Here is a 25,844-nt window from a genome sequence, read left to right as displayed (position 1 = left end):
TCCATGTCGACCATCACGCCGGCATCTATCACCTGCGCAATGAACTGGCGCAGGCGTCCGTCCTGTTGCCCGCTTCGCCTTGCCGCTCGAGGAGAAGGCGGTGCGGCAACTGCTGTCCTTCGCGGCGGTGCGTTCGCCCGATCATCGCCACGGCGTCTGCAAGGCCTGCGCGACGCCCGATTTTCATCCGGGCGGGGTCGCGCCCGTCGGCTCGATCGTCGCGACCGACGACGCGTTCGTGATTCCCGCCGCGATCGGCACCGATATCAACTGCGGGATGCGCCTGCTGACGACCGGACTCAAGCGGTCGTCGCTCGCGCCGCTCGAATCGCGCATCGTCGAGCGTCTGACCCGCGCGATCCTGGCGGATCACCGGGACGTGCCCGTCAACGGCGATGCCTTCCGCGCGCTGTTCGACGCGGGCCCTGACGCGTTCATCGATCGTGTCGCGCCGCACGGCATCTGGCAGCAGGTCGATCGAGACCGGCTCGTGCGCGAGCTGTCCGCGTGCATCGGCCTCGACCGGTTCGACGGCAGTTCGACGTATGCGCCGCACGCGCACGTCGGAGCCCGCGAAACGTTTCGCGATCCGTGCCTCGGCACACCGGGCTCGAGCAATCATTTCGTCGAACTGCAGGTGGTCGACGCCGTGTTCGACCGCCATGCGGCCTACCGGGCGGGACTCGCGAAGGACGATGTCGTCGTGATGATCCACAGCGGTTCGCGCGATGTCGGCTTCTACGTCGGGCGACGCTGGATGGACCGGGCGCGCGCGGCATGGCCGGCGGGCGTCAGGCATCCGGAAAGCGGCCTGTACGGTCTTTCCGGCGAACTGGCGCGCGACTATCTCGTCGCGATGGGCACTGCCGCGCGTTATGCGTGGCTCAACCGTGTCGTGCTCGCCGAGATGGTTCGCAAGGCGCTCGCCGAGCTGACGGGCGGGACGCATTCGACGCTGGTCGTGGACGTGCCGCACAACGTCGTGCTTCAGGAGGACGGCATGAATATCCATCGCAAGGGCGCCACGCCGGCCCGCGAAGGCGACCTCGCGTTGATCCCGGGTTCGATGGGCGATGCGTCGTTTCTCGCGACCGGGCTCGGCCATCCCGACTGGCTGTGGTCGTGCAGCCACGGCGCCGGCCGCAGCGTGCGCCGGCAGGCCGTGAGGCGGCTTCGCACGGAGCGTGCGCCGGGCGCATGGACGTGCGTCACGCTGCGCGACGAGCGCCGCATCGAGGAAGCGCCGGAAGCCTACAAGCCGATCGGGCCCGTGATCGATGCGCAGGAGCAGGCCGGCCTCATTCGCAGCGCGGTCCGGTTGAAGCCGTGGGTCACGTTCAAGGCATGACGGAGGCCGGCGTTGCACGTCACGACATCACGGGCCGGCGAATGCCAGCGTCGGCACGTCGACGACCATCGCGCCGCCGTCCGCGACGAGCGTCGCTCCGGTCACGAACGACGCGTCCGGCGACGCGAGGAACGCACACACGGCCGCGATCTCGTCCGGGTCGGCCGCGCGGCGCAGCGGCACGTCGGCGCTGACGCGCGCATACGCCGCGTCGAGCGATTCGCGGTGGCGTGCCATCAGCGGCTCCATCTCCGCATCGGCCATCGGCGTGCGGACCCAGCCGGGGCACACCGCGTTCGCCCGTACGCCGCGCGGCCCGTAGTCGCGCGCGAGCGACCGCGCGAGCCCGAGCAGCGCATGCTTGCCGACCGTGTAGCCGCACACGCCGGGCCCGGCCGCGAGCGCGGCGATCGATGCGACCAGCACGATGCTGCCGCGCTGCGCGATCAGGTCGGGCAGGCACGCGCGCGCGCTCACGAACGCGGTGTCGAGGTTCGCGTGCATCGCGTCGCGCCACTGCGCGTCGTCGGTTTCGTCCGCGCGGCCGAGCCCGTGCCCGCCCGCGCACGCGATGAGCGCGTCGACGCGGCCGAAGCGTTCGGCGATGTGCGGCAGGAAGCGGGCCCAGTCGGTGGTGTTCGCGGCATCGCCGGCAAGTGCGAGGCCGCCCGTTTCGGCGGCCAGTGCGTCGAGCGGCGCCTGACGCCGCCCGATCAGCACGACGCGGTCGCCGCCGCGTGCGAAGCGGCGCGCGCACGCGGCGCCGATACCGGTGCCCGCGCCGGTGATCGCGATCGTGCGGGGCGGCGGGTGGGGCATGTCGGTCTCCGGTAGGGGCGATTCCGGATACTGTAGGCGGCGCGAGGCCGCGCGGGTATCAGCCGAATGGGTGAATGTGAAGGGGATGATCGTGAACGGCGGGGAATAGCCGTCGCGAACAGGGCTGGCGCTTATGATCGGGCTGAAATGGCTTACCTGGCAGGTGGATTCGCCATCTTCGGCACGTAGGTGAATTCCCACTGCCTTAAAGGACTTGGACTTTTTTGCGGTGCATCGAACCGACGTAAGAGCCGAGCAGCGAGGGCTTGAACAGATGTTGCATGGCCAGTACAACCCGCCTTTGAATGCGATTCGTCCTATTAGTCCGGCCAATCCAAGACTCAATGAGTACATGGATGCGGCTCGACGTTTCCTAGGGGGGAAATAACCAATGAAACGTCTTCCATACTCTGAAGGCACTTGGTTTGCTGTTCCACTGCGCACTGGTGGTTATGCCATCGGTGTGGTGGCGAGGATGGCACCTAAAGGCAAGATCGTTCTCGCGTACTTCTTCGGCCCGAAGTGCGATGCTGTTCCTGCCCTGTCAGAAGTTGAAGGCCTGAAGCCAACAGATGCTATCAAGTGTGTTCGTCTGGGTGATCTGGGAATGATGAATGGCGAGTGGCCAATCATTGGTGCTTCGCCGGGTTGGGCACGAGAGGATTGGCCGATGCCTTCATTTATCAAGCAAGACCCGCTATCGAATCGTGTGTGGCTAGTCCGGTACGCTGATTCCGATCCGAGTCAGATTGAACAAGAGAAACTTGTGTCTGAGGAGGTCGGCGGCCTTGAGGAAGACAGTCTTTGCGGGTACGGGTCAGTAGAAATAAAACTAACAAAGCTGCTTAGCAGCTAAGAAAACAAAGGGCCGCTGACGGCGGCCCCCAGATTGCTGACGAACCCTTCGTTTTTCGGAACGAGGGGTTTTTTCTTTTTAGCGAAGGCGAATGGTGATCTGCTTCAGCAAATCCGGACCGAAATTGATGTTGGTGTTTCACCCGAGCTTCGCATTTACGCATGGGAAGATCTGCACGAGACGCGAGGTATGACGAGCGGACTATTTGGCGCACCCAGTCGAGCGGCTAGTGTTGAACCATCAGCGGGCCCCGGATCGATTCCATTTTTGCGAGCCTCAGCTGATACCTGCGTATTTTGGCCCAAGCAGCGGTAGCGGAAGGCACTGAATGTTCCGAATCCGCCGCTCCTGCTTGACAGGACAATAGGAGCAATATCATGGCTGGGGATTTGTTGATTATCGATATGCCCTTCGAAACGAAGGCGACCTTCCAGGCTGCTGGTGCCACAGTGGAGCAAAAGATTTTTCACTCTGATCGAAGCTGGGGCACCAATCGCGACATTCTGGAACAACGTTTGCCCTTGACGTTGGCTGGCCCCGCCAATCGGGCGGGCCTGCCTGCCCACGCGTACGTCATTTTTGCTGCGGCGAAACGTCAACAGGTCGCGACATATTGCGCCAACCCGGTTCAAATCATTCCATTACACACAAGTCGGCGAGAGCGGCTTGTAAACTGTCGCGGCTTGCCGTTTACTCTTGCTTTTTGCGCGGCACGCGAATGGCACGAGCAACGGAGAGCTGGGCAGCAATGGAATTCAAGGGCATCGATCTGGGCGACAAGCGGCTGAACCGGCGGGCGATCCTGCTGGCCGAGCAACTGTCGAGCAATCCGACGGCGAGCATTCCGCTGGCGTGCGGCGGCTGGGCTGAGACGGCGGCGGCTTATCGGTTCTTCGCGCAGGACAAGCTGGAATGGACCGACGTCATGGAGCCGCACTGGCAGAGCGCGACCGAGCGGATGCGGGCATGCGAGGTGGTGCTGTGCCTGGATGACACGACCGAGCTGAACTTTAACGGGCAGGAGATCGCTGGACTGGGGCCGTTGTCGTATGAAGCCCAGCGCGGCATGTACGTTCATGCGACCTACGCGGTCACGCCACAGCGTGAACCGTTGGGCGTGCTCAATGCCTGGATGGGGTCGCGTGAGCGCAAGGACGCCCGAGGCAAGCGGGGCGGTATCAAGGAAAGCATGCGCTGGATCGAGGGATACGAACGGGTGGCCGAGCAGGCGGTGGATCTGCCCGGCACACGGTTGGTGTATGTCGCGGACCGGGAGTCGGACATTGTCGAGCTGATGGCCAAAGCGCGCGATTTGGGTTACCCGGCCGACTGGCTGATTCGCGCCCAGCACAATCGCGTGTTGCCCGAGGGTCAAAGGCTCTGGGATCACGCCACGCAAGCTGAGCCGCTCGGTGAAATCCGCTTCACATTGCATGGTCGCCAGCGACAGAAGGCGCGGGAGGTTCAGCAGCAAATCTGGAGTCGTCGGATCGACGTGCCCGATGGCCAGGGCGGTGTGGTGTCGATCAATTGCCTTGTTGCGCGCGAGCTTGACGCGCCCGCCGGGGTGACGCCGATCGAATGGCGCTTGCTGACCAATCGCGACGTGCCGGATATGACCGAGGCCGCACGGCTGATCGATTGGTACCGCGCCCGCTGGGAGGTGGAAACCTTCTTTCATGTGCTGAAGAACGGTTGCCGAGTCGAGGCGCTACAACTGAGCACGATCGAGCGCATCGAGCGGGCGCTGGCGGTGTTCATGGTGGTGGCGTGGCGCATTGCTCGTCTCATGCGGTTAGGTCGAACGTGCCCGGACCTCGATGCCGGACTGCTATTCGAGCCCGATGAATGGAGGGCCGCCTTCATCCTCAACAAGAAGGCCCCACCCGACAAACCGCCGCGGCTAAACGAAGTGGTACGGCTCGTCGCCAGGCTCGGCGGCTTCCTCGCCCGCAAAGGCGACGGCGAGCCTGGCGTCAAAACCATCTGGCTAGGCATGCAGCGAGTGGTGGATTTTGCTGCCGGCATCACATACGCGCGCGAGCTTGAGCAGCAGACTTGTGTGTAATGGAATGGGTTCAAATGGCGAAATTGAACAACCATCTGGTCAAGCTCTGCCGGCCGCTGAGGGTGGTGACGGCCAATCCGCATCTTGCTCAGTGGCCTGGGGGCGGTGTGAATGGTGCTGCGAATCTGCTGCTGGCTGCCTTGAACCAGGGCAACGTTGTGATCGAATACTACAAGCAAGACGGTAGCCCAGTCATCGACGTGTTCGGTAAGACGTGGCAACTCAATCAGGAATAGACGCGGCAGTTTCACGTTGGTGAACCGGTCGACTATCAAGGCAACGACCAAGGCGCCGTTGGCGCCTCAGACTGCCGACAAACCCTCGCCCTTAAAAGCCGGATACTGAAGAATCCGCTCCCCGTCGCAGCACGAACTTGAGATGGTGACGCTCGACGACCTTGTGCCCAAGGACCATCCTCCGAGCCAGATTTTGCAAAAGCTTACGATCTCGTGCGGCAGATCGCTCTATGCTTGGTACTTTTGCGATAAGTGGCCGAAAGTCGGCAAAATTGTGCCGGCCGCGCATCTGCGCCAAGGCAGTGCCAGCATCGATGCGATGAATCAGTGTGACGATTCGCCGGTTCGGTCGCCGCGCAGCAGCATGTTCGAGCAAGTGCACATGCCCGGCTGCCCGGCGCCGCATGCCACGATGATTGTTACTTGACCGGCGGATCCATTGGGCCGGCATAACGACAGGGAAGGGGAGCCCGCAATGAGGCTGGACGACGAAACCGAAAGCCAGAACGTCGAAGACCGCCGCGGCGGCGGGTTCGGCGGCGGGCGCGGGGCGACGATCGGCATCGGCACGATCGTGATCGCGTTCGCCGCGTCGTATTTCTTCGGGATCGACCCGCGCGTGGTGCTCGAAGGCGCATCGGCGCTGCAGGGCCGCCAGCAGCAGGCGCAGCATCAGGCACAGCAGCAGGGCGCGCCCGCGACCGACGCCGGCGCGGTATTTACGCGCAAGGTGCTCGGCAATATCGAGCGGACCTGGACGACGATCTTCTCGACGCAGTTGCACGAGCAGTACCAGCCGCCGACGCTCGTGATGTTCACGAACTCGACCCCGACAGCATGCGGCACGGGCCAGACTGCGATGGGGCCGTTCTATTGCCCGGCCGACCGCAAGGTGTACATCGATCTCGGTTTCTACGACGAGCTGCGCCAGCGTTTCGGCGCGGGCGGCGATTTCGCGCAGGCTTACGTGGTCGCGCACGAAGTCGGCCATCACGTGCAGAACCTGCTCGGCATTTCCGACAAGGTCGACGCCGCACGCCGGCGGTCGAGCGAAGCGCGCGCGAACCAGCTGTCGGTACGGATGGAGCTGCAGGCAGACTGCTTCGCCGGCGTATGGGCGAACAACGCGCAGCGCGCGAACCAGCGGCTGATGGAACCCGGCGATTTCGAGCAGGGGCTGAAGGCGGCCGCCGCGATCGGCGACGACCGGCTGCAGCAGCAAGGGCAGGGCTACGTCGTGCCGGAGAGCTTCACGCACGGCACCAGCGACCAGCGCGTGTACTGGCTGCGGCGCGGGATGGAATCGGGCGAACTGAGCGCCTGCGACACGTTCGCCGCGAACGCGCATTGATGCGGACGGCACTGCGCGGAAGCGCGTCGCAACGCTGAAGCCAGCCGGTTCGCAGAGCAGCCACGTGCAAGTCGTCATCGCGGCGAATTGCCAATTTGCGCTCACGCAACGCTTGCCGCCTCTCGTAGGCTCCGCTGACGTTCGATGCGTCTGTCCGCTCGCCGATGCCCATCATGCCGACCTCATCCGCTTCGTCCGATCCCGCTGCCGACTGGTGTCGTGCGCTGCGCGCGTGCGTGGACGCGTTCGATGCGTTCGCGAGCCCGTCCGCGATCGTGTTCTACCGGCTCGACCAGAGCGGCGAGCCGGCCGATTTCGAGTTGTTCGGGATGCCGGAATCGATGCATCGCGTCTATGTCGCGCGCTACCGGATGCTCGATCCGCTGCATCCGTCGCGTTGCGCGGCGGGCGAGCGCGCGGTCGTCACGCTCGCGTCCCAATTGCCTGACGAACGCCGCGAAGCATCCGCCTATTGGACGCGCTTCCTGTGCCGGCATGATGTCGCCGATGTGGTCGAGATCTGGCTGCGCGACGCGGGCCGGACGGTCGGCGCGTTCTCGCTGTTGCGCTTCGGTGCGACCGGCGAAGGCGCGGCCGGCGAAGGCGCGGCCGGCCGGTTCGTGCCAGGCGAGATCGACGCACTTGTGCGTCTGCAACCGGTCGCCGAGGCCGCGCTGAGCCCGCTGCTGCGTGCGCGGCGCGGGATCCACCGGATCGGCTGCGAGGAGCGGCTGACCTATCGCGAGGAGCAGATTGCGCGCCTCGTGCGCGACGGCCGCTCGAACAAGGAGATCGCGCGCGATCTCGCACTCGGCCAGCCGACCGTCAAGACGCACCTGATGCGCATGTACCGCAAGCTCGGCGTGTCGAACCGCACCGAACTGGTGGGCGCGCTGTTCCTGTAACTCAGCCGATAATCGCGATCCCGACATCGAACCTTTGGCAATCGCGGATCCATGAATACCAAATCGCTGCTGGCCGTCCTGCTCGCCGTGCTTTATTCCTCAGCGGCGTCTGCTCAAGAGGGCGGCCACGACACCTGCGTCGTGCTGCCGCCGGCCCGGTTTACGGTCGCTGACGTTGGCGATGCCGGCGACTATCCAAAGGACGGATGGCTCGGGCTGCTACCGAACCGAAACCACTGGGAACTGGCGCCGGCACGCGTCCGGTTCGAACCGGTGCAAGGGTATGACGAGGTGGTCGATGTTACTTCCGATCAGGACAAGTCCATCGTGCTGCTTCATTGCGAGCTGCTCAAGGCGGGCAAGGTCGAGACGGCGACCATGCCGTTCGCGAACAATGAAAGAACGATCGAACCTCACGCCAAGCCGCTGCGCATCGGTTTTCACGGGCACCAGTACGATCTGCGCTACACGGCATCCGGTTCCGTGACCGCCGAAGGCGACGGCAAGCGATCGATCCTTCATGACTTTGGCGGGAGCACCCCGCCGTTCCGCGCGTCCTTGATATGGGCGGGCGACATCGACCGGGATGGCGGCCTGGATTTCCTGATGGAGTTTGAAAGCGATATCGGCGCCAATTTCTGCCTGTTCACGTCGGGCCGAGCCAGGGAACGGGAACTGGTCGGCCGTGCCGGATGCATGGAGGTCAGCGGCTGATCCTTGGCGATCGGCGCCGGCCGCGGCACACACCGCCAGCCCCCATCCGCCACGCGCTTGCCAATTTGCGCTCACGTCCTTCCCAACGCGCTCGATACAGTGGTCCGACGCCCGCGTGCCCCGGCACGCGGCCTCGCCAGGACCTTCATCGAGACGCCCATGACCTCATCGACCTTCGTCGCCGTCAGCGACACCGTGCGCACTTTCGTTGCGCGCGATTTCGGCCTCTTCATCGACGGCGAAATGCAGCCCGCCCACGCGGCCGCACGACTCGACGTGTACGACCCCGCGACGGGCGAGCGGCTCGCGACGGTCGCGGACGCCGACGAGCGCGACGTCGACCGCGCGGTCGCCAGCGCGAAGCACGCGTTCGACACGCGCGCATGGAGCGGCCTGCGTCCGGCGGACCGCGAACGCATCCTGCTGAAACTCGCCGACCTGATCGAGGCCGACGCCGAAACGCTCGCGCAGCTCGAAACGCTGAACCAGGGCAAGTCGATTCACGTGTCGCGCGCGATCGAGGTCGGCGCGAGCGTCGAATACGTGCGCTACATGGCCGGCTGGGCGACCAAGATCACCGGCCAGACGCTCGACGTGTCGATCCCGTTCCCGCCCGGCGCGCGCTACACGGCCTATACGCGCAAGGAGCCGGTCGGCGTGGTCGCCGCGATCGTGCCGTGGAATTTCCCGCTGATGATCGCGGTGTGGAAGCTGATCCCCGCGCTCGCGGCCGGCTGCACGATCGTGCTGAAGCCGTCGCCGGAAACGCCGCTCACCGCGCTGCGCCTGGCCGAGCTCGCACGCGAAGCCGGCGTGCCGCCCGGCGTATTCAACGTCGTCACCGGTGGCCGCGTGTGCGGCGCCGCGCTCGCGAGCCATCCGTCGATCGCGAAGATCTCGTTCACGGGCTCGACCGCGACCGGCAAGCTGGTCGGCGCGGCGGCCGTGCAGAACATGACGCGCTTCTCGCTCGAGCTCGGCGGCAAGAACCCGATCGTGATGCTCGACGATATCGACGTCGCGCAGGCGCTCGACGGCGTCGCGGCCGGCGCGTTCTTCAACCAGGGGCAGGTGTGCGCGGCCGCGTCGCGCATCTATGTGCACCGCAGCAAGTTCGCGCTGCTCGCCGACGGCCTCGCGGGCGTCGCGCAGTCGATGAAGCTCGGCGCGGGCCTAGACACGACCGCGCAGATCAACCCGCTGGTCTCCGCGCACCATCGCGACAAGGTCGTCCAGCACATCGAACAGGCGCGCCGTGACGGCCACACGTTCCTCGCGGGCGGCACGCCGGCCGACGGCCTGCCCGGCTACTACGTGAAGCCGGCCGTGATCGCCGATCCGCATCCGGACAGCGCGATCGTGCGCGACGAGGTGTTCGGCCCGGTGATCGTCGTCGTGCCGTTCGACGACGCGGCCGACGCGGTGCGTCTCGCGAACGCGTCGCCGTACGGCCTCGCCGCGAGCATCTGGAGCAACGACCTGAAGCGCGTGATGAACCTCGTGCCGCAGATCGAGGCCGGCACCGTGTGGGTGAACTGCCATATCCCGCTCGATCCGTCGATGCCGTTCGGCGGCTACAAGCAATCGGGTATCGGCCGCGAATTCGGCCAGTACGCGATCGAAGGCTTTACCGAAACCAAGTCCGTCTGCATCGCGCACTGACGCGCGGCGCGGCCCTGCACACCCATCCCAAAGCGGAGACTGCAATGAGCTACAACGAAGCAAAATTCTGGCACCCGATGCTGCACCCGAACGAGATGAAGCAGCGCAAGCCGATCCGCATCGTGCGCGGCGACGGCTGCTACGTGTTCGACGAACAGGGGCGCAAGCTCGTCGACGGCGTCGCGGGCCTGTGGAACGTGAACGTCGGCCACAACCGCCAGGAAGTGAAGGACGCGATCGTGCGCCAGCTCGACGAGCTCGAATACTTCCAGCTGTTCGACGGGATCTCGCATCCGCGCGCGGAAGAGCTGTCGAAGAAGGTGATCGACCTGCTCGAGCCGGAAGGGATGCGCCGCGTGCTGTACAGCTCGGGCGGCTCCGATTCGATCGAGACCGCGCTGAAGATCGCGCGCCAGTACTGGAAGGTGCGCGGCCAGGCCGACCGCACGAAGTTCATCTCGCTGAAGCAGGGCTATCACGGCACGCACTTCGGCGGCGCGTCGGTGAATGGCAACACGGTGTTCCGCCGCAACTACGAGCCGAACCTGCCGGGCTGCTTCCACGTCGAGACGCCTTGGCTGTACCGCAACCCGTTCACGCAGGATCCCGAAGAACTCGGCCGGATCTGCGCGGAAATGCTGGAGCGCGAGATCCAGTTCCAGAGCCCGGACACGGTGGCCGCGTTCATCGCGGAGCCGATCCAGGGCGCGGGCGGCGTGATCGTGCCGCCGGCCAACTACTGGCCGCTCGTGCGCGAGGTGTGCGACCGTTACGGCGTCCTGTTGATCGCCGACGAGGTCGTGACGGGCTTCGGCCGCAGCGGCAGCCTGTTCGGCAGCCGCGGCTGGGGCGTGCGCCCGGACATCATGTGTCTCGCTAAGGGGATCTCGTCGGGTTACGTGCCGCTCGGCGCGACGGTCGTGAACGCGCGGATCGAGGACGCGTTCGCCGCGAACGCGGACTTCGGCGGCGCGATCATGCACGGCTATACGTATGCGGGCCACCCGGTCGCATGCGCGGCCGCGATCGCGAGCCTCGACATCGTCGTGAAGGAAGACCTGCCGGCGAATGCGGCGAAGCAGGGCGCGTATCTGCTCGAGGCGCTGCAGCCGTTCGCGGAACGCTTCGCGGCGGTCGGCGAGGTACGCGGCAAGGGGCTGATGCTCGCGCTCGACCTCGTCGCGAACAAGGACACGCGCGAGCCGATCGATCCGCTGTCCGGCTATGCGAACGCGGTCGCGGAAGTCGCACGCGAGAACGGCGTGCTGGTGCGTCCGGTCGGCACGAAGATCATCCTGTCGCCGCCGCTCGTGATCCAGCGCGAGCAGCTCGACCGGATCGTCGACGCGCTCGCGGCGGGCTTCGAGGCCGTGCCGTTCGCGTGACGGCGTCAGGCGCCGGGGCGGGCAGTGCGTGCGCCGCCCGCCGGTTTGCCGATTTGCGCTATGACCGGATTATTTTGCCTGCGTATTTTTTCGACATCGATTGATCAAACCGGAGACAAGGATGTCGGGATCGTCAGGGTTTACCAGCGCGGCAACGGACGCATCGGCCGGCGCGCCGGCGGCGGAGGCAGGCGGCACGGCACTGAAGACGGGCGCGGTCGGTTTTCCGACCGCGCTGGCGAGCGCCGTCGGCCTCATCATGGCAAGCCCGGTGATTCTCACCGCGACGTCGGGTTTCGGAATGGGCGGCTGGGCGTTCGCGGTCGCGATGATCATCGCGTTCGTGATGATGCAGGCGCAGGCGACCACGTTCTCCGAAGCCGCCGCGATGCTGCCGACGGCCGGCTCGGTTTACGATTACCTGTCGTGCGGGCTCGGCCGCTTCTGGGCGATCACCGGCACGATCTCCGCGTATTTCCTCGTGCACGTGTTCGCCGGCACGGCGGAAACGATCCTGAGCGGCATCATGGCGCTCGTCAATTTCGAATCGCTGAATGCCGCGTTCGAGAAGCACAACAGCTCGTGGCTCGTCGGCGTCGGCCTCGTCGTCACGTTCGCGATCACCAACATCATCGGCATCAAGGTGTTCAGCAAGCTCGAGATCGTGCTGACGGCCGGCATGTGGCTGTCGCTGATGATCTTCGGGATCCTCGGGCTCGCGGCCGCGCCGGCCGTGCATCTCGACGGCTGGTTCGGCGGCTCGGAAGTCGGCACGTCGGTGCCGGCCGTGCTGTCGCTGGTCGGGATGGCGATGTTCATGTTCGTCGGCTGCGAGTTCGTCACGCCGCTCGCGCCGGAGATGAAGACGCCGGGCAAGACGATTCCGCGCGCGATGGCGCTCGGCCTCGTCGGCGTGGCGATCTGCATGTTCCTGTACGGCGCGGCGATCCGCCGCCAGGTCGCGAACGTGCCCGTGAGCCCCGACGGCCTCACGCACCTGCTCGACACGCCGGGCGCGATTCCCGCGTTCGCGCTGCAGGTGCTCGGGCCCTTCGGCCGCGTGTGGTTCGGCATCGCGTTCCTGTGCGCGGGCGCCGCGACGATCAACACGCTGATGGCCGGGCTGCCGCGCATCCTGTACGGGATGGCGATCGACGGCGCGCTGCCGCGCTGCTTCGCATACCTGCATCCGCGCTTCAAGACGCCGGTGGTCGGCATCGTCGCGGCGGCGGTCGTGCCGATCTTCCACGCGTGGCTGATCAACGGCAACCTCGACAGCATCCTGCACCTCGTGCTCGCGGCGACCTGCGCATGGGGCACCGCGTATCTGCTCGTCACCGCGTCGGTCGTGATGCTGCGGATTCGCCGGCCGGACCTGCCGCGCCCGTATCGGTCTCCGCTGTTCCCGCTGCCGCAGATCGTGTCGAGCGTCGGCATCGTGCTCGCGATCTGGTACATCACGCCGCCAGGCATGAACGCGCGCGACATCTACGTGCCGTTCGGCGCGATGCTCGGGCTTACCGCGCTGTACGCGCTGTTCTGGACGCTCGTCGTGCAGCGCCGGCATCCGTTCAAGCCGGTGCCGGTGGAAGAGGTGCTGCGCAACGAGCACGTCGCGTCGTGAAGGCCGCGCTCGCCCGCTGGCGCGCGGCGCCCGACGCACCGCCGCCCGGCCATCGGCCCGGCGCGATCGCCGCGCGCGTGCTGGCAGACCTGCGCGCGGCGCGCGAAGGCGACGGCGGGGCGAGTGGGGTGGCGAGGCTGCCGAACGGCGTGCGGGTGCGCGTCGCCGAGGAGGTCGCGCGGCAGTTCCTGATGCATACGGTCAGCGTGCGGATTGCAGCAACCGTGCGGGGCCCGGCCGCGCACGGCAGCGCGCGCATCGCGCAGACCGGCTGGCTGCGGCGCACCGGCGTGCGCGCCGCGCTCCGGGATGGCTGTGCCCCCGGTTTCGTGCGCACCGTCGCGGCGCTGGTGGCCGAGCCGTCGCTGGCCGACGCGCTGCGGCCGCTGCACCTGACCGACTGCACGATCGACGCGCATGACGGACGCTGGACGTTGACCGTCGTGCCGTTCGGCGGCAGCGAGGTCGTGAACCGGATGCCGTCGTTCCGCCGCTACGTCCGGCTGACGGGCGAGCAGGCCGCCGCATTGTCGGCGGCCTTGATTGCGTTCGAGCGCGCACTGCGCGGTTTTTTGCGAGGGTAAGCTGTGGCGTCGCGTGCCGCCGCACGATGCCGGCGGCGTGCAAAGGGACCAGGGTTTTACCGGAGATGCCGATGCTGTTCCAGTCACGCTCACACGAAGACGTGCACGATCACGGGCTCGCGATCGCGGGCTGGCATCAGGTCTACCGCCAGATGACGCCGGGCCGCTTCAAGGGCACCGTCACGCAGGTGCTGTACGACGATTTTCACTTCTTCCGCGAGACGACCAACCGGCGCGTCGCGCAAACCGGGCTCGCGCCGGCCGGACGCACGTCGCTCGCGGTGCCGCTGTCGGTGCCGCTCGCGGGCACGTTCCAGGGCCAGCCCGTCGACGGTTATGCGCTGCTCGCGCTGCGCGCCGGCGAGGATTTCGAATTCCACACGCCGGAAGGGATGGGGCTCGTCGGGATCAGCGCGGCGTCCGACATGGTCGACGAGCTGTGCGAAGCCGAATTCGGCGCGGCCGGCTCGGGTGTGGGCGTTTCAGGCGCGGCCGGCGCGCGCAAGCTGCGCCACGTGACGCGCCTGTCCGACGAGCAGGGCGTCGCGCTCGGCGTGCGGCTGTCGTCGTTGATCGACGATGCGCAGCGCAACCCGGGCCACCTCGAATACGCGGCTACCCGCAAGATGTTCCGCGACGCGATGCTCGGCATGTTCCTCGACGCGCTCGAGCAGGGCATCGGCGTCGAGCGCCGCGACATCACGCACGCCACCTACAGCGACATCGTGAGCCGTTGCGAGAAGCATCTGCGCGACCGCCCCGAGGAACCCGTCACCGTGCTCGAGCTGTGCCGCGCGCTGCGTTGCAGCCGCCGCACGCTGCAGACGAGCTTTCAACGCGTGGCCGACGTCACGCCGGTCGGCTATCTGCGCACGATCCGGCTGAACGCGGTGCGCCGCATGCTGCGCACGACATCCGTGCAGCAGCTCGGTGTCGGCGAGGCCGCCGCGAGCTGGGGGTTCACGCACCTCGGTTATTTCGCGCGCGAGTATCGCGACCTGTTCGGCGAGCTGCCGTCGCAGACACTGCGCCCCGCGTGAGCGCCATACCCCGTTCGTTTGCCGATTTGCGATAGAGGTCCTGAATTTTCGCTGGATAGAGTCCTGTCACCACATCATCAATCCCATCGATTCGCTCTGCGAAGCGATGGACGAAAGAGGACGGGACATGACGATCGGAACGAGAAGACTGGCTGCCGCCGCCGTGGCAGCAGCGGTTTCGTGCATGCACGCACACGCTCAGACCTCCGGCAGCGTGACGCTGTACGGCACCGTGGACACCGGCATCATCTACTCGACGAACCAGCAGTTCACGCGCGCCGACGGCAGCACGGGCGGCGGCCATGCGTGGCAGATGGGCGGCGGCAACCTCGTGCCGTCGCGCTTCGGTTTCCAGGGTGCCGAGCCGCTGGGCGGCGGGCTCGATGCGGTGTTCACGCTCGAGCAGCAGTTCCTGTCCGCGAACGGGCAGGCGCTGCAGGGCGGCACGGCGTTCAGCCGGCAGGCGTGGGTCGGGCTGCGCCGGGACGGCATCGGCACGCTCGGCCTCGGCCGCCAATACGACTCGTACACGGACATGCTCGGTGCGTACGTATCGAGCAACAACTGGGCGACGCCGTACGGCTCGCACCTCGGCGACGTCGACAACCTGAACGCCGCGTTCAACTTCAACAACGCGGTGAAGTTCACCAGCGCCGATTTCAACGGGCTCACGTTCGGCGGCACGTTCAGCTTCGGCGGGCAGGCCGGCGATTTCTCCGCGAAGCGCGGCTATGCGGTGGCCGCGACGTACACGCGCGCGCCGGTGGCGTTCTCGGTCGGCTACCTCGACCTGCACCAGCCGCTCGACGCGGCGCTCGGCGGCGCGAGCGGCTATATCGGCGATTTCGCGTGCAGCAACGCGGGCGCGATGTACTGCCTGCTCCAGGACGCCGGCTCGATGCGCGCGTTCGGCGCGGGCGGGTCGGTCACGCTCGGCGCGGCGACGATCGCGCTCACCTATACGCATACGCGCCTTGGCGACAGTCGCTACTTCTCGACCACCGCGCAGCCGCGCACGCAGGCGTTCACGTTCGATATCGGCGAGCTGAACCTGTCGTACATGTTCACGCCCGCGCTGCAGGGCGGTGTCGCCTATATCTTCAACGCCGCGCATACCGACGGACGCGGCACGACGCGGTTCCACCAGGTGAACGTCGGCACCAACTACAGCCTGTCGAAGCGCACGGCGCTGTACGCGGTCGCGATCGGCCAGATCGCGAGCGGGACGGGGCTCGGCACCGACGCGAGCGGGAACGCGGTGAACTACGCGCAGATTCCGGTGCTCGCGAACAGCAACTCGAGCCGGCAACTGGCGGTGATGGCCGGAATCCGCGTGAATTTCTGACCGGGTGCGGCGGCGGCACGTGGCCGCGTGCCATAAATTCTTAACGATCGGCGTGAACAATGGCGTTCGCTTCAGGCGGCTCGATCCGCCGCCCGCGTTGCACACGTGTGCAACGCCTGGCCGTCCCGCCACCACGCCGAACGAGAGAGACCTCATGACCTTGCTGAGCCGCCTGCGCGCGCTGTCCGCCGCCGTTGCGCTGTCCGTTGCCGCCTCGCACGCCTTCGCGGCGGATCTCGTCATCGCGGGCCGCGACGACATCTACGGAAAGGGGCTGGCCGATGCCGTCGCCGGCTTCAACAAGCTGCACCCGGGCACCGAGATCGAGCTGCTCAAGCTGCCGAACGCGAACCTGTACCAGAAGCTCAAGCTGTCGATGCGCGAAGGCACGGGCGCGTACGACCTCGTGATGATGGACGACACGTGGGCGCCCGAATTCATCGGCAACGGCTGGCTGAAACCGCTGCCGGCATCGCTGGCCGACGCCGACCTCGTGCCGTCCGCCGTCGCGCTCGGCCGCAACGCGGCCGGTGCGCTGTACGCGCTGCCGATCGTCGGCAACGTCGAGATGTTCGCGTACCGCAAGGACCTGCTCGCGAAATACAAGCTGCAGCCGCCGCGCAACTGGGACGACGTGCTGAAGATCGCGCAGACCGTCGGCGGCGCGGACAAGAGCGTATCGGGCGTCGTGTTCCGCGGCACGAAGGGCAACCCGGTCGTGACGGGCTTCCTGCCGATCCTGTGGGCCTACGGCGGCGACGTGTTCGACCGTGCCGGCAACGTGACGATCGATTCTCGCGAGGCGCAGGCCGCGCTGAAGATCTTCCTCGCGCTGAAGGCATCCGCGCCGAAGGACGTCGACGTCTACGGCGCGGCGGAAGTGCGCGACGCGCTGCAGCGCGGCACGGCCGCGCAGTCGATCGAGGTGTGGCCGGCATGGGTGCCGGCGCTCGACGATCCGAAGCAGTCGCGCGTGGTCGGGCAGATCGCGCTGCAGCCGCCGCCCGGGCAGACTGCCGGCCCGGCGCCGATGCTCGGCATCTGGCAGATGGGCATTCCGAAGGACGCGCCGCACGCGAAGCTCGCGCAGGACTTCCTCGCGTACCTGACCAACCGCGACACGCAGACGCGCCTCGCCGGCATCGGCATTCCGCCGACCCGCCGCAGCGTGTTCAACGATCCGGCGCTGGTGCGCCAGTATCGCTGGTATCCGGATCAGCTGAAGGCGCTCGAGGCCGGCCGTGCGCGGCCGCGCGTGAAGGACTGGCAGCAGGTCGAGAGCATTCTCGGCGACCAGCTGCAGCTCGCGCTGACGGGGCAGGCCGCGCCCGATGCCGCGCTGCGCCAGGCGCAGCAGAAGATCGCGCAGGCGACGGCCACGGCCGGCAAGTGACGGCCCGTCTCGTGATGTCGTCTGGAACCCGCGCATGAAGCCCTTCGGCCGCAGCCTGCCGTTCGTCGCGCTGCTCGGGCCCGCGCTGCTGGTGCTTGCCGCGCTCGCGCTGTATCCGGTCGTGCAGGTGCTGATCGATTCGTTCTGCCACGTCGACTACGCGGCCGGCCGCCGCGCATTCGCGGGGCTCGCGAACTATCGCGCGGTGCTCGGCGACGACGCGTTCACCGCCGGTTTCGGCAATACGCTGCGCTTCACGATCGTCGCGTCGCTCGTCGAAGTCGCGCTGGGTTTCGGCCTCGCGCTGCTGTTCGTGCGCGCGTTTCCGGGGCGGCGCATCGCGCTGCCGCTCGCGATCCTGCCGATGATGCTGTCCACGCTCGTGTGCTCGGCGATCTGGCGCAACTGGCTCAACTTCGACGGCTTCCTGAATGCGCTGCTCGCGGCGTTCGGCGTCGAAGGCGTGCGCTGGCTGTCCGATCCGCACCTCGCACTGTGGTCGCTCGCGCTCGTCGACGTATGGCAGTGGACGCCGATGGCATTCCTGATCGTGCTGGCCGGGTTGCAGTCGATCCCGCAGGAACTGTACGAAGCCGCGCGCACCGACGGCGCGAGCGAGTGGCAGTGCCTGCGCGACATCACGCTGCCGCTCGCGGCACCGCAGATCGGCCTCGCGCTGCTGCTGCGCTCGATCGACACGTTCAAGCTGTTCGACAAGGTCTACGCGCTGACGGGCGGCGGCCCCGGCAACGCGACGCAGACGCTGTCGACCTATATCTACGACACGGGCTTCCGCTTCTTCAACGTCGGGCCGGCGAGCGCCGCGTCGGTGCTGATGCTCGCGGCGTCCGCGGTACTGGTTTCGGGGTACGTATGGCAGACGGTTCGCAAGCGGCGCGCATGACGGCGCATCCCGCAGGCATCACGGGCGCGCGAACGGGCGCCGCATTCGGCCGGGCGCTGCCGTGGGCGCTGCGCTTCGCCGCGCTCGCGCTGTTGCTGCTGCCGTGCCTGTGGATGGCTGGCGCGGCGTTCATGCCGACGCTCGAACGCCTCGACCATCCGATGCGGATCTGGCCGGCCGCGCCGACCTTCGAGCATTTCACGTCGGTATGGTCCAACGGCATCGGCGCGCCGCTCTTCAATTCGCTGCTGGTCGGCTTCGGCACGACGCTGCTCGCGCTGGCGCTCGCGTTTCCGGCCGCGTACGCGCTCGTGCGGCTGCGGTTTCCGGCACGGCTCGACCTGCTGTTCCTGGGGCTCGTGCTCGCGTTGAAGCTGATGCCGCCGATCACGATCGCGGTGCCGCTGTTCGCGCTCGCGAAGCGGCTGCACCTGCTCGATTCGACGCTCGGCCTGATGCTCGCGTACCAGATCTACGCGCTGCCGATGGCGATCTGGATGCTGCTCGCGTTCGTGCGCGACGTGCCGATCGAATACGAGGAAGCGGCCTGCATCGACGGCGCGGGGCTGGCCCGACGGCTCGTGCAGATCGTGCTGCCGCTGTGCGCGCCGGGCCTGATCGCGACCGCGATCTTCGTGTTCATTGCCGCGTGGAATGAATTCCTGATCGCGCTGCTGTTCGTGTCGACGCCGAGCCGCTTCACGCTGCCGCTCGCGATTGCCGGCTACGTGACGGAGAACGGCATCGACTGGGGCGACCTGATGAGCGCGGGGCTGATGGCGTCGCTGCCCACGCTGGCCGTGGCCGGCTACGTGCAGCGCTACCTGTTGCGTGGGTTCGCGGGCGGGCTGAAGTGACGCGGGCGGGCGCAGCGTGCACGTCGCGGCGTCGTGACGGCGACAGGCCGGCACGCGATCGCGCCGCCCATGCCGCGCGCCACCGCGCCGGGCGCTATTCGCAACTGTGACGCCGCACGCATTCGACCGGCACGATGCGCGTGCGCGATTTGCCGTCGGTCATGCCGTCCTGCGCGTCGATCCGCTCCGACAGCATGTCGATCGCGGCGTTTGCGAGTGCTTGGGTGTCCTGCCGGAGCGTCGTCAGCCGATACGCATCGTATTCGGCGGCCGGAATGTCGTCGAAGCCGACCACGCGCAGGTCGTCCGGCACGCGCAACCCGAAGTCGCTGCGCGCGACGTCGATCACGCCGAGCGCGAGCAGGTCCGACGAACAGAACACCCCGTCCGGACGCGCATCGCCGGCGAGCAGGCGTTGCGCGGCCTCGACGCCGCATGCATAGGTATCGGACGACGTGTTGTGAATGCGCACGAGCGCCGGGCCGCCGGGTTCTCCGCGACGCAGCGCTTCGGCGAACGCGGCGGCGCGCGATTGCGCGCTGTAGCTCGCGCCGCGCGGGCCGACGAACGCAAGCCGGCGCGCGCCTGCCTGCGCGAAGAGACGCGCGGCGTGGACGGCGCCCGCCGCGTTGTCGCTGACGACGATGTCGGCACCCGGCAGGTTCGCCTCGCGGTTGATCATCACGACCGGAATCCGGTGCTCGAGATACTGCTGCGCGACCGACAGCGGCGGCGACGCGGACGTCATCACGAGGCCCGCGATCCGGTAGCTGAGCAACTGTTCGAGCGATTGCCGGACCTGGCGCGGGTCTTCCGCATTGGTCACGAGCGGCGTGAGCGCGCGCTGCCCGAGCGCGGCCATCAGGTCCGACAGCAGCCGCGCGCGAAACGGATTCTCGAACCCGGCCGTCACGACACCGATCATGCTGCTGCGCTGCGTGATCATGTCGCGCGCGATCAGGTTGACCTGGTAGCCGAGCGCGCGCGCGGCGGCCATCACGCGCTCACGGGTTTGCGGTGCGATGCTCGCCGTCGGCGAGAATGCACGCGACACCGCGGAGCGCGATACGCCGGCGCGCGCCGCGACGTCGGACGCGGTGATCCACTGTTTTTTCTGTCTGTCTGTCATCCAATGATCCATTCGCACCACGACCCACGCCTGCCGCCTGCCGACTGGATGTCGGCGCTCGACGACGCGCGGCCGCTGCATACGCTGACCCTACCGGGCAGCCATGACACCTGTGCGTATACCGTCGACGATGCGCTCGTTCGCACGCAATATGCGCCGCTCGACGCACAGCTGATGCACGGCGTGCGGCTGCTCGACATCCGCTGCCGGCACGTGCGCGATGCGTTCGACATCCATCATGGCGGCATCGCGCTCGGCATGACGTTCGACGACGTGCTGGCGACCTGCGCGGATTTTCTTGCCGCGCATCCGCGCGAATGCATCGTGATGTCGGTGAAGGACGAGTGGCCGGCGCATGCGTGCACGCGCAGTTTCGATGCGACGTTCGATGCGCATCGCGCGCGGCATCCGCGGCTGCGCTGGCATGCCGGCGGCACGCTGCCCGCGCTCGGCGACGTGCGCGGCGCGATCGTGCTGCTGCGACGCTTTCGCAGCAGCCGGCCGCTCGGCATCGACCTGACCGCGTGGCCCGACAACGCGACGTTCACGATCGATCATCCCGACGGCGCGTTCGTGATCCAGGACGAATATCGCGTGCCGGTGGCGGCGTCGATCGAACACAAATGGCAGGCGATCGACGCGCTGCTGACGGACCTGCCGTCGCCGGACAGCGGCCGCTGGGCGATCAACTTCTGCAGCGGAACGGGGATGGGGGCGAATCCGTCACGCGTTGCACGCGGCGAAGGCGAGATGAAGGGGATTCATGCGAGGCTCGCGCAACGGTTGCGCACGCATTACGGGCCGTGCGGGATCGTGCTGCTCGATTTCTGCGATGACGACGATTGGGCGCTGGTGCGCGCGCTGGCCGCCCGGAACGGGTAGCCGTGCCCGGCGCGCACAGGGCGCTAGATCTCGACCTGCGCGCCGACTTCGATCACGCGGTTGGCCGGCAACTTGAAGAATGAGGCGATATTGCCGACGTTGTGCAGCATCACCGCGAACAGGCGTTCGCGCCACAGCGCCATCCCGTGGCCGGGTGTCGGCACGACCGACGCGCGGCTCAGGAACCACGACGTCTCCGCCGGTACGAACGCGAGCCCCGCTGCGTTGCTCTCGCTGAGCGCCTTCGGCAGATCGACTTCGTCCTTGAATCCGTACGTGATCGTCACCTGATGACAGCCGGGGCAGAGCAGCTGCGCCCGCACGCGCTCGCTGTCGGGCACCCATGGCACCTCCGCGGTGATCACCGTCACGAACATCACGCGTTCATGCAACACCCGGTTATGGATCAGGTTGTTGACCAGCGCATGCGGTACCGCCTCCGGTGTCGGCGTCAGGTAAATTGCGGTGCCGCCCACGCGAGCCGGCGAGCGCGCGAGCAGCGCGTTCAGGTAGGGCTTGAGCGGCGTCGTGCCGGCGCGCACGCGCGCTTCGGCCAGCAGCATTTCCCAACCGCGGCCCCAGGTCGCCATGATCGTGAACACCACCGTGCCGATCGCGAGCGGGAACCAGCCGCCCTCGACGATCTTCAGCAGGTTCGCGGAGAAGAACATCGCGTCGATCGCGAAGAAGAACGCGGTCGCGAGCACGCAGAGCAGCCAGTTGTAATGCCATGCGTAGCGGACGACGAAGAACGTGAGGAACGTCGTGATCAGCATCGTGCCGGTGACCGCGATGCCGTAGGCGGAGCCTAGCGCGGTGGACGAGCCGAAGCCGAGCACCGCCGCGACCACCGCGGCGAGCAGCGTCCAGTTGATGCCGGGCACGTAGATCTGACCCATTTCCTGCCCCGACGTGTAGACGATGTTCATCCGCGGCAGGAAGCCGAGCTGCATCGCCTGCTTCGTCATCGAGTAGGTGCCGGAGATCACGGCCTGCGATGCGACGACCGTCGCGATCGTCGCAAGCGCGATCATCGGCGGGATCGCCCATTGCGGAAAGAGCCGATAGAACGGGTTCTGCAGCGCGCCGGGATGGGCGAGCAGGAGCGCGCCCTGGCCGAGGTAATTGAGCGCGAGTGAGGGGAACACGACGCCGAACCATGTGACGCGAATCGGCCGCTTGCCGAAATGGCCCATGTCCGCATAGAGCGCTTCGGCCCCTGTCAGCGACAGCACGACGGCGCCGAGCGCGACGAACGCGAGCCAGCGGTGATGCAGGCAGAAGGCGAGGCCGCGCAGCGGATCGAGCGCGAACAGAATGGCCGGCATCTGGGCAATGTTGACGGCCCCCGCGATGCCGATCACGACGAACCACGACACCATCACCGGCCCGAACACGGCGCCGATCCCGCTCGTGCCGTGCTTCTGCATGATGAAGAGCGCGATGAGCGCCGCCAGGGTGACCGGAATCACATAGGTTTTCAGCACCGGCGCCACGACCTCGAGGCCTTCGACGGCGCTCAGCACCGAGATGGCCGGCGTGATCACGCTGTCGCCGAAAAAGAGCGACGCACCCATCACGCCGACGACGAGCAGCGCGCGGCGCAGCCGCGGACGCGACGCGACCGACGAGGCCGCGAGTGCGAGCAGCGCCATGATGCCGCCTTCGCCATGGTTGTTCGCGCGCAGGATCAGCGCCACGTACTTGAGCGAGACGACCACCATCAGCGACCAGAAGATCAACGACACGATCCCGACGAGATTGAATGCGTTGAGCGCCAGCCCGTTGACTGGATCGAACACGGTCGACAGCGTGTAGAGCGGGCTCGTGCCGATGTCGCCGTAGACGACGCCGAGCGCGGCAAGCGCGAGCGCCGGGAGGGCCGGCTTGTGTGGACCGGGCATGCCGGGCCGGTCGGCGTCGGACGCGGCGGATGCAGAATGTTCCATCTGTCCCTCCGGATTCTGTCGCGCGGCAGCGAAACCGCTGCATGGGCCGTTGTGCATCGTCGGTCGCGGCTCCGGGCGCTGCGGTTACAGAAAGTATAGGAACTGCCGACAAAACATTGGGAAAGGGGGGCAGCCTGATCGACGAACCGCTGCAGGCGCGTCTCGCGAGCATTCTCGCGAGACGGAAGGCCAAGGGGCTGCGTCAGCGAGCGAAAAAGCGCCGGAATTTCGCAAGCAATCCCTCCTTCGGGGGCGGCGGCGCGATGCTCGCCCAGAGCCGACGGTTGTTGGCGCTGTCCTTGGGCGTGACCAAGGCATCGGGCCGAAACGCGATTGCGCGGCCATGCTCGTGAAACTGAATGGCCGCCACGCTTGGCGGCAGTCGCGCGTGGAGATGGTGGAGGGGTTGCGTCAGGAGACCAAGGTGCGTACGTAGCACCCAGCCGTCATATTCGAGTTCGATCAATGCGCCGCGGTCATGGTGGTCGGCGGACGACTTGTCGATGCCCACGTAGCGGATGTCCTTTTCCGAAACGAAGCCCTGAGTCTTCTGGCCCGTCGCGCCGGGCGGCAATAGCTTGCCGTCAAGCTTGATCTGGTTGGCACAACCGGGCGTGGTCCCGTGAAAGAGGACGTCCTGCGTGGTCATCCTGTAGACCGGGTAGATCAGATAGAACTTGCTGGACGGGTCTTCCGGCCAGCCGGCCAGATGGTAGTGGCCGGCTCCCCATGCGCATCCGTCGAAGCAGACGGCGGGCTCGGTGTGCTGTTCGAAGACCGTGGCGTCGACGAAAGCCGGAAAATCCGAAGGAGGCGCCAGAAAGGTGACGCCCGTGCCGGCCAGAAGCGATTTCTGCTCATCGTTCAGCGGATTCCACACCATGATTCCTGCATGTCTTCGCAGGCGCGGGCACAACTTGAATTCCGGCTGGATTTGCCATCCTTCGATGGCGATCTGCGACTTCGAGCACGAAGCGCACGTGAAGATTTCGCCGGGTGTCAGTGTGACCGGCGACAGGCACGAATGGCAAAGCGTATCGAGTGACATATCGGCGAGCGCGGACAACGTCATGGGGACCTCGTGCGCAGGGCGTTCGAAACGTATGAGGTTTCGATTATAGTGACGCGTCTTGCAATCCGCCTACGCCCGACACCATGACCGCACCTGTCCGAATCCGCCTTGCCACCCGCGACGATGCCGCCGCGATGGCCGCCGTCGAAGTCGCCGCCGCGCAGCGGTTTCGCGAAATCGGCATGACCGACATCGCCGATGGCGAGCCGACCGATGCGGCCGACGTGCTCGCGCGCATCGACGCGGGGCGTGCATACGTCGCGACCGACGCGCACGGCGCGTGCGTCGGGTTCGCGTTCTACCGGCTGCTGGATGCGCGGCGGCTCTATCTGGAAGAACTGGATGTTGCGCCGTCGCATGCCGGACAGCGGATCGGCGCGCGCCTGATCGAACAGGTGACCGCGCGCGCCGCGCAGGAAGGCCTCGCGGAGGTCGTGCTGTCGACGTTTCGCGATGCGCCGTGGAATGCGCCGTATTACCGCCGCCTCGGCTTCGCGGAGATCGACGAAGCCGCGCTCGACGACACGCTGCGTACGATCCGCGCGCACCACGTCGCGCTCGGGCTCGACGAGACGCAGCGCGTGTTCATGCGCCGCGACCTGCGCGATGAACACGCGGCGGGCGGCCGTCAGGCCGCGTCGCTCAACGCCGGGTAATCGGTATAACCCGTTTCACCTTCCGCGTAGAACGTCTCCGGCACCGGCTGGTTGAGCGGTGCGCCGATCTCGAGGCGGCGCGGCAGGTCGGGGTTCGCGATGAACAGCTTGCCCCATGCGATCGCGTCGGCGTCGCCGCGTTCGAGCGCTTGTTGCGCGGTGTCGAGCGTGAACTGCTCGTTGGCGATCAGCGGGCCGCCGAACGCTTCCTTCAGGCGCGGGCTCAGGTGGTCGCCCGAATACGACTCGCGCGTGAAGATGAACGCGATCTTGCGGCGGCCGAGTTCGCGCGCGACATAGCCGAACGTTGCCGCCGGATCGGAATCGCCCATCGTGTGCGCGTCACCGCGCGGTGCGAGGTGCACGCCGACGCGGCCGGCGCCCCACACGTCGATCGCGGCGTCGACCACTTCGAGCAGCAGGCGTGCGCGGTTCTCGATCGGGCCGCCGTACGCATCGGTGCGGTGGTTGGTGCTGTCCTGCAGGAACTGGTCGAGCAGGTAGCCGTTCGCGCCGTGGATCTCGACACCGTCGAAGCCGGCGGCCTTCGCGTTCTCGGCGCCCTTGCGGTACGCGGCGACGATGCCCGGGATCTCGTCGAGTTCGAGCGCGCGCGGCGTCACGTACGGGCGCTGCGGACGCACGAGGCTCACGTGGCCGCCCGCGGCGATCGCGCTCGGTGCGACCGGCAGGTCACCGTTCAGGAACACCGGGTCGGAGATCCGGCCGACGTGCCAGAGCTGCAGCACGATGCGCCCGCCGGCCGCATGCACGGCCTGCGTCACCTGCTTCCAGCCTTCGACCTGTTCGTCTGACCAGATGCCGGGCGTGTCGGCATAACCGACGCCCTGCGGCGCGACCGACGTCGCTTCGGTAATGATCAGGCCGGCCGATGCGCGCTCGCGGTAATAGCGGGCCATCAGGTCGTTGGGGACGCGCACGTCGCCCGCACGGGCGCGGGTGAGCGGCGCCATCACGATGCGGTTCGGCAGGGTCAGGTCGCCGAGGATAACGGGGTCGAACAGTGTAGGCATGGCGATTTCCTTTTCATGGAAGGCGGGACGG

At 67.0% G+C, this 25,844-nt stretch carries 25 protein-coding genes; 20 read left to right on the top strand and 5 right to left on the bottom strand.

What is annotated here, in order from left to right; translation table 11 throughout:
- Positions 1 to 100 precede the first annotated feature (100 nt).
- On the top strand, positions 101 to 1,348 hold the full coding sequence (locus WT26_RS30625) for an RtcB family protein (protein WP_231130491.1): 1,248 nt from the start codon (positions 101 to 103) through the stop codon (positions 1,346 to 1,348).
- A 27-nt stretch (positions 1,349 to 1,375) separates the two neighbouring features.
- On the opposite strand, the gene WT26_RS30620 is transcribed toward WT26_RS30625, so the two are convergent.
- Complete coding sequence (locus WT26_RS30620; RefSeq protein WP_069274692.1) at positions 1,376 to 2,167, bottom strand: SDR family NAD(P)-dependent oxidoreductase; 792 nt, start codon at positions 2,165 to 2,167, stop codon at positions 1,376 to 1,378.
- Positions 2,168 to 2,558: 391 nt separating this feature from the next.
- Between WT26_RS30620 and WT26_RS36765 the strand changes: the two genes are divergently transcribed.
- The 17 genes from WT26_RS36765 (at position 2,559) to WT26_RS30545 (ending at position 19,091) form a co-directional block, all read left to right on the top strand.
- Entirely contained in the window at positions 2,559 to 3,023 is a 465-nt protein-coding gene (locus tag WT26_RS36765; protein WP_080432148.1) for an immunity 26/phosphotriesterase HocA family protein, read from the top strand.
- 377 nt (positions 3,024 to 3,400) lie between these two features.
- On the top strand, positions 3,401 to 3,811 hold the full coding sequence (locus WT26_RS37815) for a hypothetical protein (RefSeq protein WP_155123261.1): 411 nt from the start codon (positions 3,401 to 3,403) through the stop codon (positions 3,809 to 3,811).
- On the top strand, positions 3,787 to 5,091 hold the full coding sequence (locus WT26_RS30615) for an IS4 family transposase (RefSeq protein WP_230461780.1): 1,305 nt from the start codon (positions 3,787 to 3,789) through the stop codon (positions 5,089 to 5,091). The genes WT26_RS37815 and WT26_RS30615 overlap by 25 nt, the downstream gene beginning before the upstream one ends.
- A 14-nt stretch (positions 5,092 to 5,105) precedes the next feature.
- Positions 5,106 to 5,327 carry a hypothetical protein gene (locus tag WT26_RS30610; protein WP_069271503.1) on the top strand — a complete coding sequence of 74 codons (222 nt, stop codon included), beginning with the start codon at positions 5,106 to 5,108 and terminating at the stop codon, positions 5,325 to 5,327.
- Positions 5,328 to 5,469: 142 nt separating this feature from the next.
- Positions 5,470 to 5,754, top strand: a complete 285-nt coding sequence (locus tag WT26_RS30605) for a hypothetical protein (RefSeq protein WP_060313434.1) — start codon at positions 5,470 to 5,472, stop codon at positions 5,752 to 5,754.
- A 48-nt stretch (positions 5,755 to 5,802) separates the two neighbouring features.
- Positions 5,803 to 6,678 carry a neutral zinc metallopeptidase gene (locus tag WT26_RS30600; protein ID WP_069274691.1) on the top strand — a complete coding sequence of 292 codons (876 nt, stop codon included), beginning with the start codon at positions 5,803 to 5,805 and terminating at the stop codon, positions 6,676 to 6,678.
- Positions 6,679 to 6,851: 173 nt separating this feature from the next.
- Positions 6,852 to 7,583, top strand: coding sequence for a helix-turn-helix transcriptional regulator (locus WT26_RS30595; RefSeq protein WP_069275201.1), 732 nt, complete (start codon positions 6,852 to 6,854; stop codon positions 7,581 to 7,583).
- A 51-nt stretch (positions 7,584 to 7,634) separates the two neighbouring features.
- Positions 7,635 to 8,297, top strand: a complete 663-nt coding sequence (locus WT26_RS30590) for a hypothetical protein (protein ID WP_069274690.1) — start codon at positions 7,635 to 7,637, stop codon at positions 8,295 to 8,297.
- Positions 8,298 to 8,456: 159 nt separating this feature from the next.
- Positions 8,457 to 9,959: an aldehyde dehydrogenase family protein gene (locus tag WT26_RS30585; RefSeq protein WP_069274689.1), complete on the top strand. Its 1,503-nt coding sequence runs from the start codon at positions 8,457 to 8,459 to the stop codon at positions 9,957 to 9,959.
- A 44-nt stretch (positions 9,960 to 10,003) separates the two neighbouring features.
- On the top strand, positions 10,004 to 11,344 hold the full coding sequence (locus WT26_RS30580) for an aspartate aminotransferase family protein (protein WP_059525778.1): 1,341 nt from the start codon (positions 10,004 to 10,006) through the stop codon (positions 11,342 to 11,344).
- A gap of 121 nt (positions 11,345 to 11,465) precedes the next feature.
- Positions 11,466 to 12,968 carry an APC family permease gene (locus WT26_RS30575; protein ID WP_069274688.1) on the top strand — a complete coding sequence of 501 codons (1,503 nt, stop codon included), beginning with the start codon at positions 11,466 to 11,468 and terminating at the stop codon, positions 12,966 to 12,968.
- Positions 12,965 to 13,552, top strand: a complete 588-nt coding sequence (locus WT26_RS30570) for a DUF3156 family protein (RefSeq protein WP_069274687.1) — start codon at positions 12,965 to 12,967, stop codon at positions 13,550 to 13,552. The genes WT26_RS30575 and WT26_RS30570 overlap by 4 nt, the downstream gene beginning before the upstream one ends.
- Positions 13,553 to 13,623: 71 nt before the next feature.
- Entirely contained in the window at positions 13,624 to 14,592 is a 969-nt protein-coding gene (locus WT26_RS30565) for a helix-turn-helix domain-containing protein (protein WP_069275200.1), read from the top strand.
- A gap of 127 nt (positions 14,593 to 14,719) precedes the next feature.
- On the top strand, positions 14,720 to 15,937 hold the full coding sequence (locus tag WT26_RS30560; RefSeq protein ID WP_069274686.1) for a porin: 1,218 nt from the start codon (positions 14,720 to 14,722) through the stop codon (positions 15,935 to 15,937).
- Between the two features lie 154 nt (positions 15,938 to 16,091).
- Positions 16,092 to 17,330: an ABC transporter substrate-binding protein gene (locus WT26_RS30555; protein ID WP_069274685.1), complete on the top strand. Its 1,239-nt coding sequence runs from the start codon at positions 16,092 to 16,094 to the stop codon at positions 17,328 to 17,330.
- Positions 17,331 to 17,364: 34 nt separating this feature from the next.
- The gene (locus WT26_RS30550; protein WP_059525788.1) at positions 17,365 to 18,234 is read left to right on the top strand and encodes a carbohydrate ABC transporter permease; all 870 of its coding nucleotides are present in this window, start codon (positions 17,365 to 17,367) and stop codon (positions 18,232 to 18,234) included.
- Entirely contained in the window at positions 18,231 to 19,091 is an 861-nt protein-coding gene (locus WT26_RS30545; RefSeq protein WP_059729079.1) for a carbohydrate ABC transporter permease, read from the top strand. The genes WT26_RS30550 and WT26_RS30545 overlap by 4 nt, the downstream gene beginning before the upstream one ends.
- Before the next feature lie 94 nt (positions 19,092 to 19,185).
- Here WT26_RS30545 and WT26_RS30540 read toward each other — a convergent pair whose 3' ends face one another.
- Complete coding sequence (locus WT26_RS30540) at positions 19,186 to 20,220, bottom strand: LacI family DNA-binding transcriptional regulator (protein WP_069275199.1); 1,035 nt, start codon at positions 20,218 to 20,220, stop codon at positions 19,186 to 19,188.
- Between the two features lie 3 nt (positions 20,221 to 20,223).
- Here WT26_RS30540 and WT26_RS30535 point away from each other — a divergent pair, with 3 nt between their 5' ends.
- A complete protein-coding gene (locus WT26_RS30535) occupies positions 20,224 to 21,102 on the top strand; it encodes a phosphatidylinositol-specific phospholipase C (protein WP_155774709.1) in 879 nt (292 codons plus the stop codon).
- 23 nt (positions 21,103 to 21,125) lie between these two features.
- Here WT26_RS30535 and WT26_RS30530 read toward each other — a convergent pair whose 3' ends face one another.
- Both WT26_RS30530 and WT26_RS30525 read right to left on the bottom strand, forming a co-directional pair.
- On the bottom strand, positions 21,126 to 23,051 hold the full coding sequence (locus WT26_RS30530) for a potassium transporter Kup (protein WP_060087898.1): 1,926 nt from the start codon (positions 23,049 to 23,051) through the stop codon (positions 21,126 to 21,128).
- 202 nt (positions 23,052 to 23,253) lie between these two features.
- Complete coding sequence (locus tag WT26_RS30525) at positions 23,254 to 24,123, bottom strand: hypothetical protein (RefSeq protein ID WP_069271499.1); 870 nt, start codon at positions 24,121 to 24,123, stop codon at positions 23,254 to 23,256.
- Between the two features lie 83 nt (positions 24,124 to 24,206).
- Between WT26_RS30525 and WT26_RS30520 the strand changes: the two genes are divergently transcribed.
- Positions 24,207 to 24,779 carry a GNAT family N-acetyltransferase gene (locus tag WT26_RS30520; RefSeq protein WP_069274683.1) on the top strand — a complete coding sequence of 191 codons (573 nt, stop codon included), beginning with the start codon at positions 24,207 to 24,209 and terminating at the stop codon, positions 24,777 to 24,779.
- On the opposite strand, the gene WT26_RS30515 is transcribed toward WT26_RS30520, so the two are convergent.
- Positions 24,752 to 25,813: an alkene reductase gene (locus WT26_RS30515; RefSeq protein ID WP_069274682.1), complete on the bottom strand. Its 1,062-nt coding sequence runs from the start codon at positions 25,811 to 25,813 to the stop codon at positions 24,752 to 24,754. The genes WT26_RS30520 and WT26_RS30515 overlap by 28 nt on opposite strands.
- Positions 25,814 to 25,844 lie beyond the last annotated feature (31 nt).

The organism is Burkholderia cepacia, from assembly GCF_001718835.1.
In the GTDB taxonomy this organism is placed as follows: Bacteria; Pseudomonadota; Gammaproteobacteria; order Burkholderiales; family Burkholderiaceae; genus Burkholderia; species Burkholderia cepacia_F.
The sequence above is the reverse complement of the archived record's forward strand: the minus strand, read 5'-3'. Positions and strand labels throughout refer to the sequence as shown.